Origin of the sequence: Cupriavidus sp. SZY C1 (genome assembly GCF_032190535.1) — a bacterium.
GTDB lineage: Bacteria > Pseudomonadota > Gammaproteobacteria > Burkholderiales > Burkholderiaceae > Cupriavidus > Cupriavidus pauculus_C.
The window spans coordinates 122819-139802 of record NZ_JAUANU010000003.1 but is presented as its reverse complement, the minus strand read 5'-3'; the positions used below and the strand labels follow the sequence as shown (position 1 = coordinate 139802).

15 protein-coding genes are annotated in these 16984 nt (G+C 59.3%); 4 read left to right on the top strand and 11 right to left on the bottom strand.

Going from position 1 to position 16984, the window contains the following annotated elements:
* From QTN24_RS06915 to QTN24_RS06885, 8 genes are all read right to left on the bottom strand, one after another.
* Entirely contained in the window at nt 1–954 is a 954-nt protein-coding gene (locus tag QTN24_RS06915) for a MoxR family ATPase (protein ID WP_144198166.1), read from the bottom strand.
* A gap of 33 nt (nt 955–987) precedes the next feature.
* Nucleotides 988–1305 (bottom strand): DUF202 domain-containing protein, encoded by a 318-nt coding sequence (locus tag QTN24_RS24890; RefSeq protein WP_144198165.1) that lies wholly within the window; start codon nt 1303–1305, stop codon nt 988–990.
* Nucleotides 1302–1664 carry a YidH family protein gene (locus QTN24_RS06910; protein ID WP_144198164.1) on the bottom strand — a complete coding sequence of 121 codons (363 nt, stop codon included), beginning with the start codon at nt 1662–1664 and terminating at the stop codon, nt 1302–1304. Before QTN24_RS06910 ends, QTN24_RS24890 begins: the two co-directional genes overlap by 4 nt.
* 126 nt (nt 1665–1790) lie before the next feature.
* Nucleotides 1791–2135: a carboxymuconolactone decarboxylase family protein gene (locus QTN24_RS06905; protein WP_144198163.1), complete on the bottom strand. Its 345-nt coding sequence runs from the start codon at nt 2133–2135 to the stop codon at nt 1791–1793.
* A gap of 85 nt (nt 2136–2220) precedes the next feature.
* Entirely contained in the window at nt 2221–3189 is a 969-nt protein-coding gene (locus QTN24_RS06900; RefSeq protein WP_144198162.1) for a Bug family tripartite tricarboxylate transporter substrate binding protein, read from the bottom strand.
* Between the two features lie 216 nt (nt 3190–3405).
* Entirely contained in the window at nt 3406–4692 is a 1287-nt protein-coding gene (locus QTN24_RS06895) for a tetratricopeptide repeat protein (RefSeq protein WP_144198161.1), read from the bottom strand.
* A 72-nt stretch (nt 4693–4764) separates the two neighbouring features.
* Nucleotides 4765–6363: a choline-sulfatase gene (gene betC / locus QTN24_RS06890; protein ID WP_160473968.1), complete on the bottom strand. Its 1599-nt coding sequence runs from the start codon at nt 6361–6363 to the stop codon at nt 4765–4767.
* 81 nt (nt 6364–6444) lie between these two features.
* Nucleotides 6445–8121, bottom strand: a complete 1677-nt coding sequence (locus QTN24_RS06885) for a GMC family oxidoreductase (protein WP_144198159.1) — start codon at nt 8119–8121, stop codon at nt 6445–6447.
* 485 nt (nt 8122–8606) lie between these two features.
* Between QTN24_RS06885 and QTN24_RS06880 the strand changes: the two genes are divergently transcribed.
* On the top strand, nt 8607–9035 hold the full coding sequence (locus QTN24_RS06880) for a nuclear transport factor 2 family protein (RefSeq protein WP_144198158.1): 429 nt from the start codon (nt 8607–8609) through the stop codon (nt 9033–9035).
* Nucleotides 9036–9272: 237 nt separating this feature from the next.
* On the opposite strand, the gene QTN24_RS06875 is transcribed toward QTN24_RS06880, so the two are convergent.
* Nucleotides 9273–10364, bottom strand: coding sequence for a YeiH family protein (locus tag QTN24_RS06875; protein ID WP_144198157.1), 1092 nt, complete (start codon nt 10362–10364; stop codon nt 9273–9275).
* Between the two features lie 263 nt (nt 10365–10627).
* Between QTN24_RS06875 and QTN24_RS06870 the strand changes: the two genes are divergently transcribed.
* Entirely contained in the window at nt 10628–11602 is a 975-nt protein-coding gene (locus QTN24_RS06870; RefSeq protein WP_160473969.1) for a Bug family tripartite tricarboxylate transporter substrate binding protein, read from the top strand.
* Between the two features lie 57 nt (nt 11603–11659).
* Here QTN24_RS06870 and QTN24_RS06865 read toward each other — a convergent pair whose 3' ends face one another.
* Nucleotides 11660–12517: an IclR family transcriptional regulator gene (locus tag QTN24_RS06865; protein ID WP_144198155.1), complete on the bottom strand. Its 858-nt coding sequence runs from the start codon at nt 12515–12517 to the stop codon at nt 11660–11662.
* 160 nt (nt 12518–12677) lie between these two features.
* On the bottom strand, nt 12678–13478 hold the full coding sequence (locus QTN24_RS06860) for an IclR family transcriptional regulator (protein ID WP_144198154.1): 801 nt from the start codon (nt 13476–13478) through the stop codon (nt 12678–12680).
* Nucleotides 13479–14068: 590 nt separating this feature from the next.
* Here QTN24_RS06860 and QTN24_RS06855 point away from each other — a divergent pair.
* Together QTN24_RS06855 and mmsA are read left to right on the top strand one after the other, a co-directional pair.
* Entirely contained in the window at nt 14069–15322 is a 1254-nt protein-coding gene (locus tag QTN24_RS06855) for an MFS transporter (RefSeq protein WP_144198375.1), read from the top strand.
* A gap of 88 nt (nt 15323–15410) precedes the next feature.
* Entirely contained in the window at nt 15411–16949 is a 1539-nt protein-coding gene (gene mmsA, locus QTN24_RS06850) for a CoA-acylating methylmalonate-semialdehyde dehydrogenase (RefSeq protein WP_144198153.1), read from the top strand.
* Nucleotides 16950–16984: the final 35 nt, after the last annotated feature.

Below are 16984 nucleotides of genomic sequence, written 5' to 3'. Positions count from 1 at the left end.
TCAGTCAACGACACCCGTATCCTCGAGCTCCACGCCAAAGCAACGCTGGTAATACTCGGCCACAATTGGCCGTTCGGCAGGATCGCATTTATTGAGAAAGCTCAAGCGGAAGGCCATCAGCGGGTCACGGAAGATCTCGCAGTTCTCAGCCCACGTAATGACAGTGCGAGGCGACATCAGCACCGCAATGTCTCCCGAGGCAAATCCCTTCCGGGTCAGCTCTGCCAACGCGACCATGGATTCGACAAGTTCGCGACCAGACTCTGTGGCGAACTGCGGCACGCGCGCCACAACAATATCGATCTCTTGTTGGCGCTCCAGGTAATCGAGCGTGGCGACAACACTCCATCGATCGAGCTGGGCATGGTTCAGTAGCTGCGTGCCCTGATACATGCCATTGAGGTTGCCGAGCCCGACTGTGTTACTCGTCGCAAACATCCGGAACAGCGGATGCGGCTGGATGACGCGGTTCTGATCCAGCAGCGTGAACTTCCCTTCTCGCTCAAGGATGCGCTGGATCACAAACATAACGTCCGGCCGGCCAGCATCGTACTCGTCGAAGATCAACGCCACCGGGCGCTGAAGCGCCCACGGAACTATGCCTTCCTGGAATTCGCTGACTTGCAGGCCGTCCCGCAACACGATCGTGTCTTTGCCGACCAGATCCAGTCGGCTGATGTGGCCGTCAAGGTTGACCCGCACGCAGGGCCAGTTCAACCGGGCTGCCACCTGCTCGATGTGCGTCGACTTGCCGGTACCGTGCAAGCCCTGGACCATGACTCGACGATTATTCGAAAATCCCGCCAGAATTGCGAGAGTGACCTCCGGATCGAAGCGATAGACCGGATCGATCTCCGGCACGTGATCGTCTCGCTCGCTAAAGGCCGGTACCGTAAGGCTCGATTCAATCCCGAACGTATCGCGCACTGAAAGCTTCAGATCCGGCCTTTCCATCAGTTTCTCCTTCGAGCGTACGACGCCCGAGCTCTACAAGGCGACCCGCGGCAGATGACTCACATATAGGGCAACGAATGCCGAGAGTAGCGTCAGCCACGCACTGATCCAGATCATGACCAACGGTCGTGGCCGAGCCCGCATACCCTTCGCTTTCAGTTCTCTTCCTCTGAATCCGCAAGCCAGCGCAACGGCAAGGCTTGCAACTCCGACCAGGATCGCCAGCGCCCGGAAGGTGCTCTGCCCACTTACAGCCGCCCGTGCACAGCCCACGGCTATGACGGCGCTCGCCCAGCCTGTTCGCCCCCAAGCGAGCGATGTCCGCTCTGGCTGCACTCCTGGATCCCTCATATGCTCAACAGCACCGTGACTGTCACGCTGACGCAAAAAATTGCCGTGCCGAGCAGCGACTGGAGAATGCTGGAAGGAAGACTTCGGGCATGGCGCATGGCAACTTCATTTGCCTTCCAACGGAAGTAACAGGCCCCACCGGCAATGCATGCAGTCAGTGACAACGCAACGCACAGCATCTTAAGGGGAGCCGGATTAACGGCGTGTGTGGCGATCTGCTCGATCACCACGACGGTAGCGAGAAGCGCCAGCACCGTGCGTACCCACGCCAGGAACGTACGTTCATTGGCAAGGGAGAACCGATAGTCTGGGTCTTGCCCCTCCCGATACCACGGCACGTTTTGATCATTGCGCTGCATTGATTTCCTACTAATGTAGTTCGCTTCGATAAGAGGAAGAGATCAACAGAGATTCACGAAAACGCGGCAATGAAGCCCGTCATGGCAACCTGGATACCCATGACAAGACCTATCGCCGCCCCTCAATCACTGCGCGGAAAATTGCTGATACGCCTCGAAAGCACGGACGGAGTAGACGTAAGCCGCGCCAGTGTTCAGCGCCATCGCCGTACCCAGTGCGTCTGCAATCTCCGCTTCGGTGACGCCGGCGTTCTTGGCGGCGTTGGCATGCGCGGCGATACACGCATCGCAACGCGTCGTCACAGCAACCGCGAGCGCGATCAATTCCCGCGTTTTCGGATCCAGAGCGCCGTTGCCGTTTTGGCTAGCGTTGAATCCTTGATACGCAGCCATCAGCTTCGGCGCGGCCTTGGCAAGGGCTGCGCCCGCCTGCTTGTTCTTCTTGAACGATTCGATCCAGTCTTGCAGCATTTGTCTACCTTCTATGGTTGGGGTAAAAACTCCACGATCGCACGTTGGAAACCGATGGAGGGGGTGCTCCGAGGAGCGTGTCGCGTTACTCGGCAGAGATTCCAGCCTGTCGGATAACCTTGCCGTAGTTGGCCACATCGGCCTTGAGGATCGCGCGCATTTGGTCGGGCGTGGAAACCGCCGGTTCCGCGCCCTGTTTTCGCGCGAACTCCAGGACGGCTGGTGCCTGCATGCCAGCGAGGGCCTGCTGAATACGCTCGATCACCTGTGGCGGCGTGCCGGCGGGCGCCATAAGCCCCATCCACGACGTGGATTCAAAACCCGTAACCCCTGACTCGGCCAACGTCGGCACATTCGGCAGCGACGGTACCCGCTTGGCGCTGCCTACCGCCAATACCCGAACCTTGCCCGACTCCACGGCAGGCTGGATGGCCGTCAGGTTCATGAATGCGACCGGCACGTGTCCCGCCATCACATCCGACATTGCAGGGGTGCCGCCCTGATAACCGACATGCCGCATCTTTATGCCGGTCATCCGTCCGAACTGCTCCCCGGCCAAGTGTGCCGGGCTACCCGGGCCAGGCGTTGCATAGGCAATGCCATCCGCTTGGGACTTGGCGTAACTAATGAACTCCGTCACGGTCTTAGCCGGGAATGCGTTGTTGACCACCAACGCATTGGGCACTGAAAACAGCACCGCCACCGGCGCCAAGTCCTTTTGAACGTCGTATGATATTTTGGGGAACAGCGTCATGTTGATGGCATTCGTGCTGCTCGCAAAGAGCAGCGTGTAGCCGTCCGGCTTGGACTTCGCGACCAAGTCCGCACCAATGTTCGATCCCGCGCCGGGCTTGTTCTCCACCACCACCGGCTGCCCGACGCTGGCCGAAATCACACGCGCCGCCTGCCTCCCGAGCACGTCCGCCACGCCACCAGGGGCCCACGGAACAATCATTCGGATTGGCTTTTCCGGCCATTTTGTTTGTGCCATGGCACCCGTACAGACGGCTGCCCCGCAGAACATCACTGCGGCAAGGGCGATTTTCTTGAGCATGTCTTGTCTCCGGTAAAGGCGCCTCTGTGGGCGCTCTTTCACATTCACGCTGGATGTCTACATAAGTCGATTCTGATGCGGCGCGAGTTCGCTGTCGGCGCGCCGAGCAATGACGTTTCGCTCACCAACCCGATGAAATAGGTTGGCAGGACTAGCGATAGTTGATGCACGTATCTAGCGAGGCGATGTCCCGATGAATCATCGCCTCGCGATGGACTACGACTGGGCGAGGCGGCTGTCGAAGTCTTGTTGGTTTGCCAGCCAGGCGAGGGTCCGTTGTGCATCCGAGCGTCTGGCTGCTTCGTTGGCATATTGCACAACGATGTCGCGCTGGGCGTGGCTTGCCCCCACCTCCTGCAGCAGCGGACGAAGCTTATGGATCAGGGAGAGGCACTTATCGAACTCCCCTTCCTCAAAAGCAAGAATGCCTTCGCATGCGTCCAAGCCTACACGTCGAATCGCTTGGGCAACATGCATATCGCTGTCGCTTGCATAGTCTTTCATCGACTGAATGTGGGCTCTGGCCGCGCCGAATCGCCGCTCCCGGGCAAGCGACATCACGGAATGCAGATCGGTGAAGACCAATGCATGGTCATCGCGATGCGCTTCTGCATAGTCTGCGAGGAGCTTCCAACGCGCGCCGACTTTGGCGCCCTTGAATTCGACGCGCGCCAGGAAAGACGCGGCATTCTGAATGTCCAGGTAGAAGTCCGAGTCGCCGGTGTAGATGGCCTTGTCGTAGAGCGCCAAGGCCGACTCGATATCGCCCGCCTCCAGCGTGAAGAGACCGAGATGCCACCAGAGATGACCGCGAAACGGATTGCGGTCGTCCCACTTGTCGAGGGGTACCGCGAACCATTCGCGCCCTTCCGCATGGCGGCCCTGCATCTCGAACACGTGCGCGACTGCATGCACGGCCCACAGGTCGTCCGGACAGCGCGCCACGGCATCTCGCCCGTATTCCTCCGCCATGGTGAAGTGACCGTTCTCCTGCAAACCGAAGGCCAACATGCCCAGGACGTTGCCGTAGTTGGGCATTTCCGGCGTCCATGCCGGAAGCGCTGCAGCCGGCACCGATTGAAGGACTTCGGTTCGCCCCATCCAAAAGCTCACGAAGTGGTGCAAACGCAGCGCGAGAATGTCATGCGGATGGTCGATCAGGATCTGCTGCCACTGCGCGCAGGCGGAATGCAGGTCTCCCAGCCGCCAGAATTCAAGCGCCCGGACGTGTCGCTGCTCCCGTAGCGACGCATTCTGAGCGCATCGCTTTGCATTCTCCAGCGCGACACTGGCGTTGTCGTACACGTTGAAGCTGCTGTACATCATCAGCATGTAGCCACGCAGACAATGGGCCATACAGAATGATGGTTCGATCTCCAACGCATGCTTGACGCTGGGCATGGCCGTCAGCCGATACTCCAGAAGGTCTGACATCGCCTGGTTGTAAGCGGCCAGGGCGGTGGAGTTCTCTACGGTGATTGCGAGGTCTTGATTGTCGAACATGGAAGTCACACTAATCTGTACCGAACTGTCGGCCGCGCCCGGCGCGGCCGACGCCCATCTGACGTCTATCGCCTAGCGCTTGGCATTAGGAATCAGGCTCGCCTCCTCGTCGGTGAGCGGCTTGGGCTCAGCCTGAACGACCGGCTCGTAGTAGGGGAAACGCGCGCGCCCCTTGACGGCGTTGGTTCCTTCCGCATCGCCACCACCCCGCACGTAGCGCGACTTGTCACCGTGGCGGAACTCGAACGACCAGTTGTCGCGCTTCTCGTTCTTCACCAGCGACCACAGCAGTTGTCGCGAGGCTTGACTGCGCAGCACGCGCTCGTTGAGGGCATCGGGACACCATCCTTCGAGCACCGTGTCATGCATACGGCGCTCGATTTCGGAAAATTCCGGATCGCCGCACAGGTTCTTCTGCTCGTTCGGATCCGATTCCAGATCGAAAAGCATGGATTCGTGCCCGTGCGTGTAGGTGTACTTGAAGCTCCCTTCGCGCACCATACGGCAAGGGGCGCAGACGCCCATGTCGCTGTACTCCGAGAAAGCCCGGTCGCTCCAGCCGGTTCCCGTGCCGGTCATCAGGCCAGTCATATCGCGGCCATCGATCTCGGTGACGGTGTCGACCTTTCCGTCGTCGGCAACCGACATCAGGGTCGGCATCAAGTCCACGAGCGAGACGTTCTTCTCGACTACCTTGGCCTTGGGCAGGCCGGGGCCGCCGATAATGAGAGGAATCCGGGTGGCGTTCTCAAAGAACGTCTGCTTGAACCACATGCCGCGCTCACCCATCATGTCGCCGTGATCGGCCGTGAACACGATGATGGTGTCTTCCAGAAGCTTCGTCTGCTTCAGAATCTTCATCATCTCGCCAAGCTTGTCGTCCACATAGCTGATCATGGCGTAGTACGCGTGACGAGCATTCTTCGTATGTTCATCCGTGACCTTGAGGCGATCGCGGCCATGCGAGTAGTAGAGCCACTTGCTATGCGTATCAAGCTGGTCGAGCGGAATGGGGCCGACTTTCGGCATATCGATCTCATCGTGATCGTAGCGGTCCCAGTGTTCCTGCGATGCGGTGAACGGCGAGTGGGGGTGTGTCAGAGACACCGTGAGGAAGAACGGCTTGTCACGGGATTGGCGCGCCAGATCATAGATCTTCTGATTCGCCATGAAGGTGGTTTCTTCATCGTAGTCGAGCTGCAGGCTGCGGAAGCAAGGTCCCGCCTCGACTACGGCACGCATGTTGATGCCGGTCGGTGCATTGCGGGGGCCGGCTTTCCAGTCCGGCACCCATGCAAAGTCAGCAGGATAGATATCCGTGACCAGCCGCTCCTGGTACCCATGGAGCTGATCCGGCCCGACGAAGTGCATCTTGCCGGAGAGGGTCGTCGCATAGCCGAGACGACGCAGGTAATGCAGCAGCGTCGGCGTGGACGCCGTCAACTCCGCAGCATTGTCGAATGCATCGATGCTCCACGGCAGACAACCGCTAAGCATGGCGTAACGCGACGGTGCGCAGATCGGCGAGTTGGTATACGCGTTCTTGAACGTGACACCCTGCTCGCTCAGCGCAGCAATATTCGGTGCCTTGACCACGTCGTTGCCATACGCCGTCAGCGCGTTGGCGGTCAATTGGTCGGCCATGAACAGAATAATATTCGGGCGGCGCATTCCAGTGTCTCCTTTCGTGGATAGCATGTTTTGGGTTTCGGATGTAGCAGGTTAATTCTGGACCTAATGGGGAGGGAACAACTACGAGACAATCTCCATGGTTTTCCCTGTATTGATGCTTCGGGACCGGCCCGTTCCCTTACCGCTATAGTCTTCGCGAATGATGTCGGCGGCCTTCTCCGCCACCATGATGGCTGGGGCATTCGTATTGCCGGACACAAGTGTCGGCATCACCGAACAGTCGACTACGCGCAGGCCCTGGACGCCGTGCACCCTCAGGCGTGAATCGACCACCGACATGTCGTCGGTTCCCATCTTTGCCGTGCCAATCGGATGAAAGATGGTCGCGCCGTGGTTCCTGCAGAACTCCAGCAGTTCCTCGTCAGAGTTGGTCTCCGGGCCAGGCTTGAACTCGCGCTTTACATACGGACGCATTGCCGCCGAATTGGCGATTTCCCGAGCGGCCCGGACGCCAGCAATGGTCGTCCGTTGATCGAGCTCCGTCGCAAGGTAGTACCCCTGCATTTCTGGCGCGGCCAACGGGTCCGGCGAAGAGATCCGCACGTAGCCCTTCGATTCGGGGCGCAGTTGGCAGATCGACAGTGTGAAGCCAGAGAACGGATGAACTTTCCCGCCGGCCATGTCAGCAGACAGTGTGGAGACGTGAAACTGGATGTCGGGTGTGGCAGCCACCGGCCGACCGTGCTCATCCTTGAGAGCACGCATAAAGCAACCGCCTTGGTTGATACCCACTGCCAGCGGACCGCTGCGATATAGCAGCCACTGCAGACCAATCTTGGCCTTGCCGATCCAGGAATTGAGTTCGTCGTTCGTGGTGATCGGCTTGGTGCATTCGTAGTAGAGCCGTACCTGCAGGTGATCCTGCAAGTTTTCGCCAACGCCCTTCAGATCCTGCACGACGGGAATCCCGAACTTTGCGAGCAGATCCTTCGGGCCAATACCCGACAATTGCAACAGTTGCGGTGACTGAATGGCACCCGCTGCCAGCAGCACCTCGGCGCGGCAGCGAGCCGAGCGCCTGACCCCGGCCTGCATATAGTTCACGCCAACGACCCGGCGTCCCTCATAGATCAGTCCAGTCGCCTGAGCTTCCGTTTCGACGCAAAGGTTCGGGCGGTTCCGTGCCGGCGTCAGAAAGGCGCGCGCCGTGCTGCAGCGGCGGCCACGATCGGTTGTGAGCTGATAGTACCCAGCGCCCTCTTGGGTCGCGCCGTTGAAGTCGTCGTTGCGCGGAACACCCGTCTGTTCTGCCCCCGCAATGAATGCCTCGATCAGTTCGTGCTTCTTGCCCACATCCGAAATCTTGAGCGGGCCTTCGCCACCGTGATACATGCTCGCGCCACGCTGGTTGCCTTCCGACTTCCGGAAGTACGGCAGAACTTCGTCGAAAGACCATCCCTCATTGCCGAGCGCCGACCACAGGTCGTAATCCTCGCGTTGCCCCCGGATATAGATCAGACCATTGATCGAGCTTGAACCACCGAGCGTCTTTCCGCGCGGCCAGTAGATCCGTCGGTTATTCATGCCCGGATCCGGCTCCGTTTCGAAGCGCCAGTTGACACGCGAATCCCACATCGTCTTGCCGTAACCGATCGGGAGATGAATCCACATCGACTTGTCTGGCGGACCCGCTTCCAGCAGAAGCACGCGCGTATTGGGGTTTTCAGTCAAACGCGCTGCGAGCGTGGCTCCCGCGGAGCCGGCTCCCACAATGATGAAATCGAATTCTTCAGACATGTCTCACTCGCCTGTCGTGTTGTGATCGTAGTGAAAGCATCTTAGACAATGTTTATTTGGAACGCAACGTTCCATTTCTAAATATCTACCCTCATGAAGCCGGAACAGTACAGGGGTTAACCCTCGAAGCCAGCATGCATCGGGCGGGAGAGTTCCAAAACGCACATCGTTGGGTGCCAAATGCGGACCACTCACCGCTCCCGGGATGTCGCTGCAATGCGCGCCGGCATTCAGTGGATCGCCGAACTGGCGGCACGGCGCGGATGAACTCAACCCTTTCCCAGGATCGCGCAACCCGGAGTGCCTAGCGCCTCCGCGGCGGGCAGGTATTGGTGCCGCGCACCGAAGCATTGACGACCCGTCGGAGCGTCGGCACTACCAACTCGTCCGGGTCAGCGCAAATGTGCGAGGCACAGTGGAATAAATCGGTTCGTGAAAAGGTTTACCGCTTTGCAGTCCATCGCAAACCTCTCATGGAGACCCATATGTTCAAGAGAATTTTCGTCGCATCGGCAATGGCATTCACGGCATTGAGCGCAGTCGCTGCGCCCGCGGCTTCCGACGCCCAGACCCACTTTCAAGCTATCGCTGCAGGAGATGTCGCAGCGGTGATGCACGGCTACGCAGACGCAGCGCACTTCGTCTGGGTCGGTGGGCCTTTGGACGGGACCTATACAGGCGTCGACGCCATTCGCCAAGTCTGGGAAAAATTCACCAAGTCTCAGGGCACCATGAAGGTCGCGGTGGACAAGGTCGAGGAAGCCTCGAATCCGAAGGGTTCTAGCGTGACGGCCAATGTCACGTTTCAGGGCAAGCAGCCTATTAAAGTCCGCTACGTGCTGACGTATCGCGACAACAAGATCGTCAGCGAAACGTGGCAAATCGACCCGAAGCTGGGTCCGGCCACGTACTGAAGATTCGGATGTAGCGAGGTGGCAGCGTTCTGCCACCTGCTCTCGGCGAGGCCGAGGCAAAGGGCTCGACGGCCTTGGGCGAGCCCTTTGCGTCTCGCCGACCGCCGCGTTCGAGGCGAACATGGCGCGCAATGCTGAGCGCCCCACGAAGCGTGGGGCGCTACACGAGACTGCATATCGTGAAGTGCGATGCCGGCTATCCCGCTGCCCAGTAGTCGTCTACTCCTTCAGGCAGGTTCAGACGAGGAGCATGCCGAGCGCCGCACCGGCCACCATAAGAAAGACGAACAGCAGACCCGCGAGTACCAATGGCGCTCGTCCCGCGCGGAGGAGATCACCAATGCGTGTTTGCAGCCCAATGGCCAGCATCGCACAGGCGAGCATCCAGTTGTCCAGCGCTGTCAGCCCGGGTTTCCAGGCCGACGGTACCAACTCAGCGGAATTCACACCCATCACGGCGACGAATGCGATCGCGAACCAGGGGACCGACTTAAGCAGGCCCCGCAGATTTCGCGAGTCGCTGGATTCCTGCGACCAACTGGTCTTCGGCCAGAGCGCCATGACTAGCAGCAGCGGCGCCAATGCCAGCACCCGGACCATCTTGGTGACGACAGCCGCATCGGCCGTGGCGTCGCTCACCATCTTGCCTGCCGCGATCACCTGGGCAACTTCATGCAGCGTTGCACCAGTAAAAATGCCGAAGCTCTTCTCGCTAATGGCCAGGTGCCAGTGCTGGGTCAGCAGTTCATACATCCAAGGGTAAAGGAACATTCCCGCAGTACCAAACAGCACGACCGTCGCGACCGCCACTGCGGTTTGCCGGTCATTGGTCCTCACGACGGACGACACCGCAATTGCTGCCGCTGCACCACACACCGCGCTCCCGGCGCTCACCAGTATGGCTTCACGCCGACTCAGACCCAACACGCTGGATCCTAGCCAGGTTCCGACAATCAGGGTTCCAACAAGCATCGCCAGTGGCAGGACCACACCACCGACCCCAAGGGCCGCAATCGCGCCAAACGTCAGGCGAAGCCCATAGAGGGCAACACCCCAGCGCAGCAGGTAGTGCCGGGCAAATTGCATCCCCGGCGCCAGTGGCATAAGCCACTCCTTGGGCATGGTGTTAGCTGCCACCATGCCCGCGCCAATGGCAAGCGTCAACGCCGAGAGACCGTATCCCGAAATGGTCGGATGGTTCGCCAACGATTGCGCGAGCCACGCGATTGCGGCCAACGGAATCAGCGTCAGGATGCGCTGCCGCCATAGGGTCAATCCCGACGGAGGGGCGATGGATGAAGCAGTGGAAGGGGCCGGCGCAGTCGACATAGGAGAGCTCAGAGAATGACAGTTGTGTTGTCAGCCTAAGCGCCGCCACTTGACCAGTAAAACTGGATATATCGCTAAGTCTTACCCAAAATCCCGATTTGACGTCATCGCACCACCATGTTATGGAACATATTGTACCTATTACTGGCTATGTTCATTTCTTTTTGGTCCTTTTCGTTCCACTTCATCCGAGATATGATCCTGTCCACGGACGAGCATTTGCCGGTACTCGCCCGCACAAACAAAAATGGAGACAAGGCATCATGAATCGACGACGCGCCATGCTGGCGATCGCAGGCAGCACCACGTGCGCACTTTTCCCCGAACTCGGAAACGCCCAGGCAGCTTGGCCCTCGAAGCCCATCAAGCTAGTTGTGCCCTACCCTGCGGGAGCCATTTCTGACTATTTGGGTCGCTACATTGGTCGCGTTCTGTCCACGGAGCTGGGCACACCCGTTGTCGTGGAAAACAAGCCGGGAGCTGGGACCAATATCGGGTCGGACTCTGTCGCCAAAGCAGCCCCGGACGGCTACACCTTGCTCTTGGCGAGTAGCACGAACGCCGTGAACGTCACGCTCTTTCCCAAGCTGACCTATAGCCCGACCCGCGATCTGACGCCAATCTCGATCATTGCCGACGTGCCGAACTGCCTGGTGGTCAATCGTGATTTCAAGGCGAATACCGTCGCCGATCTGATCAAAGCGGCCAAAAGCGATCCGGGCGGCTTGGCTTACGCCTCCGCAGGTCCAGGCAGCCCTGCGCACCTTGCCGCGGAAATGTTCAATCGCATGGCGGGTGTGCAGATCCGGAACATCTCCTATAAAGGCGCCAGTCCTGCGATGGCAGATGTGATCGCCGGACATGTTCCCATTGTGTTTTCCCACCTCGCCGCAGTGCGCGGTGCGTATGACGCCGGGAAGGTGAAAATCCTGGCCGTTGCAAGCAAGTCGCGGTGGCCGGTACTGCCCAACATTCCCACGATTGCGGAATCGGGCGTTGCCGGCTACGAAGCAGGGGCATGGTACGGACTCATGGCACCGGCTGGCACGCCGAAGCCCATCCTGGACCGACTGCAAGCCGCGTTGAGCAAGATGCGAACACCGGCTACCGCCGAAGCGATACGCCAACAGGGAGCAGATCTGCGGATTAGTGGCGCAGAAGATCTGAAGACGCGCCTTGACAGTGACATCAAGACTTACGCCGCGCTGATCAAGACAGCAGGCATCGTGGTCGAGTAGCGACAACCACGCATCGTGAAGACCGGTACCATTTGTGTGGTACCGGCGTCCTGGAATCTACAGAAGGCCTCGCATTCTTGCCGCGGCTTCGCGCAAGGCGGGCAGCTTACCAATTGCGGATTCGACGTTCATGCGTGCCGATGGCGCATGAACGGAGATTGCGGCCCTCGCGATCCCTTGTCCGTCAAGCACAGGTACGGCAATAGCCACCAAGCCAGGAATGAATTCCTCCTGATCCAATGCATACCCATTGACGGCGATCTTCTCGCACTCTGTGCGCAAAGCTTGCGTAGACGTGATGCTAGTCGGCGTAAGCGGTTCCAATGGCAACTGGGCCAACAGTGCCTCTCGCTGAGCCGGCGCCATCAACCCCAGGAACAACTTGCCGCTGGCGGTGCAGTGGAGAGGTACATGAGCTCCCGCATCAAGCGTCAGGCGCCAAGGCCACGGGGCTTCCACGCGATCCAGATACATCACGCTGGCGCCATCCAGCGTGGTGAAATTGCATGTCTCACCGACCTCTTGTACCAGAGAGGCGAGAACCTCGTGGCGAAGTCCTCGCAATCCGTCGTGGTTCAGGGTATCGAGTGCAAGCCGACGGAGCGTTGGGCCCACCACATAGAATCGCTCATCAACATCCCGCGCAAGGTATCCACTCGCGAGGAGCTGCGCACACAATCGATGGGTGGTCGCCTTCGGCAGGCCCAGCTCTGCGACAAGATCCGCCAAGGTCATCGCACGGCTGGCCCCCGCTACAGCATGCAGCAGCCTCAGCGTTCGGTCGGCCATGGCACCGCCAAGCGACGGTGCGCCCGATACGGCAGCGTCAGCCGCGGGCGTGTTCTTGGCGGGCGCCGAAACCCTCCCATTCAATTTCTTAGGTTTCGTGTTCCGACCGATTCGTTGAGTTTCCATGGCTTGGTCTTGGTGAACTGAGGGGGCAGGCCCATCCCGCCCGTCGAGTACCGTCCACTGGACCCGTGCGATGAAATCGTTCCATTTCAACGGGTCAGGACGCTCCAATGTTGAATAAATGGTATCACGGGCGGATTCGCTATCAACTATTACGCAGGGTTCACAGCAGATCCGCCATCTGTTTCGCGGCACGATGGAGCGCCGGCAATTTGGCCACAGCATCCGTGGCGGTCATGCGGACCGCGGGACCATGAACGGATATGGCCCCCCAGACCTTTCCTGCCGCGTCTAGGACTGGAACAGCAATCGCAACCAGGCCGGGGACAAACTCCTCACGATCCAGCGCATATCCGTATCCGGCGATCTCCGCACACTCACGTCGCAGTGCCTCGAGCGAGACGATGGTGGCCGGCGTGAGCGCGTCCATGCAGCTTTGCGCCATCAGTTGTTCACGCCGTCCATGCGGCATCAGGGCCAAAAAAAGCTTGCCGCTTGCCGTGCAATGCAATGGGACCTTTGCACCTGGCTCAAGAGTCAGGCGCCAAGGCCACGGCGCCTCCACGCGATCCAGGTAAAGCACACTTGCGCCGTCCAAGGTAGTGAAATTGCTGCTCTCCCCTACCTCAGCGACGAGTTCCATCAGAACGCTTTGTCGTTTGGCCCGGAGTTCCCGTCGATTGAGTGCATTCAGCGCCAGACGCCGAAGCGCCGGGCCCCGAACATAGTGGCCGTCCGCCAAGTCTCGCGCAAGGTAGCCCTGTGTCACGAGGCCACTACAGATTCGTTCAATGGTGGACTTCGACAGCGCGAGGTGGCTGGAAAGCTCTACGGCAGTGGCGCCGCGACTAGCACCTGCGACGAGACCCAGGATGCGCAGGGTGTAATCGGCGGAAGTCGCGTTTGGCACAAGACTTCCGTCTTGGGACGAGTTGCCATTCTCAGTTTGTTCGCAATAAGCCATAAAGATCCTGCGGGTTCGCGCGTTGCTAGGTCCCCCACCAGGGCGACCTCCGAGACGGTTCGTCGTGCGCCGCGGAATGCGAATCGTCGATAACCCACTGGATCGCGCAGGTTGCAGACGCGTGATAGATGAGCATTAACCAGTGCCGGGACGCCACCCTGAAGGCACCAAGCCGCCGCAGTACTTCCCGCCACCGACTGAAATGTCGAAGCATCGCTGGACCTCGCTTTTGGGGACAGAGTTTGCGCTTACGCGCCCACACACTCAAGCATAGTGGAACATTTCGTTCCATTCATTACCGTTTACCCGAACTTTCGCCACTAAAGCGGCGCAGAGTCCTCGTCAGGACACTCTGTGGTTGCCGTGAGCTCATTTATAAAGGGTAAACCCTAGAAATGAAACGTTGCGTTCCATTGTTTTGGCTTATAACATTCACAAAAAAGACCAATGGTCCCATTCACAAAGATGAACGGGCGACAGGACAGCACTGGAGACAACTCGTGGCAACTGGCAAGGCATCAGTCCCGGAATCACTCGAACAACGCCCCCCTCGGCAAGCATGGGTCGTCGTAGCCCTGCTTTCCGTTTTCATGATGATCAACTTCGCTGACAAGGCGATCATTGGCCTAGCCGCGGTGCCGATCATCAAGGAGCTCAATCTCACCCACGAGGAGTTTGGCCGCGTAGGCAGCTCTTTCTTTTTGCTCTTCTCCATTTCCGCCATCCTTGGTGGATTCATCGCCAATCGCGTGTCGAGCAAGGTGGTTATCGCCTCAATGGCCTTGCTTTGGGCCATTGTCCAGCTCCCGATGATCGGCGCGGTGACCCTGCCGATGCTTATCGCCAATCGGGTCATCCTCGGCGCGGGCGAAGGTCCAGCCTACCCAGTCGCGCTACACGCCGTATACAAGTGGTTCTCCGACAAGCAGCGGACTTTTCCTTCCGCACTAGTCGGTATCGGATCAGTCCTCGGCACAGGCATCTCGGCGCCGCTCCTGACGTGGATCATCGTCAGCTACGACTGGCACGCCGCCTTCGGTTTTCTCGGCGTGGTCGGCCTGGTCTGGCTCGTTTTCTGGCTGGTGTTCGGCAAGGAAGGCACAGGTTGTGGGACCCGCGCAGGTGGAGTGGGATGCAATGAACTTCCGCGAATCCCCTATCGCAAGCTCCTGACCTGTCGCACCGCTGTCGGCTCAATGCTGGGTTCGTTCTCTGCGTACTGGGCGCTCACACTGGCGGTGATTTGGCTACCGGTGTTTCTGGTAAAGGGCGTTGGATATTCGGCCACGCAGGCAGGCTGGATTGTGGCCCTGCCCTCCGTGGCGCAGATCTTCCTGGCGCCGTCTATAGGCTTTGCTTCACAGCGTCTCCTGGCACGTGGATGGAGCAGTCGGGCCGCCAGAGGCTTGCTCGGCGGTAGCTGCGTCATGGTCTCAGGCCTTTCCATGATTGGGCTTTCCCGTATCGATGGTGGCCTCTTGCAGATCCTGCTGATCATCGGGAGCTTCGCTACCGGCAGCGTCATGATCAACCTTGGCGCAGCGCTCATTGCAGAAATCAGCCCTTCCACGCAACGGGGTGCAATGCTCGGCATCAACAACGCCGTCTATACGTTGGCTGGCATCGGCGCACCGTGGGTCATGGGACACGCAGTGGATATTGGCGTGGACACGTATGCGGGTTTTCGCTCCGGCTTCGCCTTTGCCGGCACATTGATTCTCTTGGGCGGCCTCACAGCCATCTTCTTGATTCGCCCCAAGCAGGATATCGACAGGTTTCAGCAAGGTGCCCAGCGGTCCGACGTCATCGATCAAGGGCAACGATCGGCAGTTCGAATGGGGTAACCGCCAATCGTCTCCCGTCGGGCCGTCCAGCACCCGGTCCATTTTCCCCAGCAATTCATAGCCAGTTTTAGAACCAACCACACGAGGAATGAAAGTGAACTCTCAAGCCATCCGTATTCAGAACCATATCAATGGCGAGTGGGAAGACGAGGTCGGTGGACAGTATGTCCCGCTCCGTAACCCTTCCACCGGCCAGGTCATCGGTGAGGTGCCGATTTCCTCGCCCGAGACGTCCCGTCGCGCGGTTGCCGCGGCCGCGGCTGCGTTCCCCGCCTGGAAAGCCATGCCTCTGCCGAAGCGCATGAACTACATCCACCTCATGCATCAGGCCCTGAAGGACAATCTGGAAGCCCTTGCCCAGGCCGTTGCCGTCGACCAAGGTAAGCACATCGCTGAGGCGCGAGGTGAGGTCGGCCGTGTCATCGAGATCGTTCAGATGGCGTGCGCGATTCCTGCGCTGATTCAAGGTGAGACGATCCAGGGCATCGCAAACAACATCAATGGCCGCGTGATTAAGGCCCCGATCGGGGTTTTCTGTGGCGTTGCCCCGTTCAACTTCCCGGCGCTGGTCTTTGGCTGGTTTATCCCCTTCGCAATCGGCACCGGAAACACCTTCGTCTACAAGCCGTCCACGGAATCGCCGCTGTTCATGCAGAAGATGATGCAACTTCTCGTGGATATCGGCCTTCCGAAGGGTGTGGTCAACGTGGTGCACGGCGAGCGCGAGACCGTCGAAGCCTGGTATGACGACGACAATGTCTCCGGCGTTTGCCTGGTGGGCTCCACGCCAACCGCCCAAGCCATTGCCGCAGGCTGCGGCCGTAACGGCAAGAAGACCATGCTGCTCGGCGGCGCCAAGAACTTCCTGCTCGCAATGGAAGACGCGCCGATGGACCTTCTCATCGAGAACGTGCTGATGTCGGGCTACGGCTCGGCCGGCCAGCGCTGCCTGGCGGTGTCGAACATTGCCGTCGTTCCAGAAATCTACGACGAATTCGTTGAACGTCTTGTGGCCGCATCGAAGGGCGTCCGCGTAGGCGATGCGACCGATCCCGAGGTCTTTATGGGTCCGGTAATCTCCGCAAAGGCCAAGGAACGCATCGAACGGTACGTTGACATTGGCGTAGCCGAGGGCGCCACGCTGGCACTCGACGGCCGGAATCCGTCGGTTTCCGAAGGCAACAAGGAAGGCTATTTCGTTGGCCCCACGATCTTCACGAATGTTACGCCGTGCATGCAGATCGCTCGTGAAGAGATCTTCGGGCCGGTACTGAGCGTCATCAAGATCGGTTGCATCGATTCAGCTCTCGACGCCATCCGCAAGCATAAGCTGGGCAATGGCGCCTGCATCTTCACGCAGAACACCTATTACACCGAAAAGTTCATCTCCGAAGCTGACGTCGGCATGGTTGGCGTGAATGTTGGGATCTGTGCTCCGCACCCGTACTTGCCGTTCGGTGGCATCAAGGGTTCCCTGGTCGGCAACAACAAGGTTCAGGGCAAGGATGCGATCGACTTTTTCACGCAGAACAAGGTCGCAACTGTACGCATCGTCGAACCCGGAGCCAAGCCTGCCGCAGCGGGTAACGCAGGTAACGGTGCGGTTCGTAGCTGCGTTGCGAGCTAACTAGTCTCGTAAGCAGTAAGGAGGGGCGCTGCTTC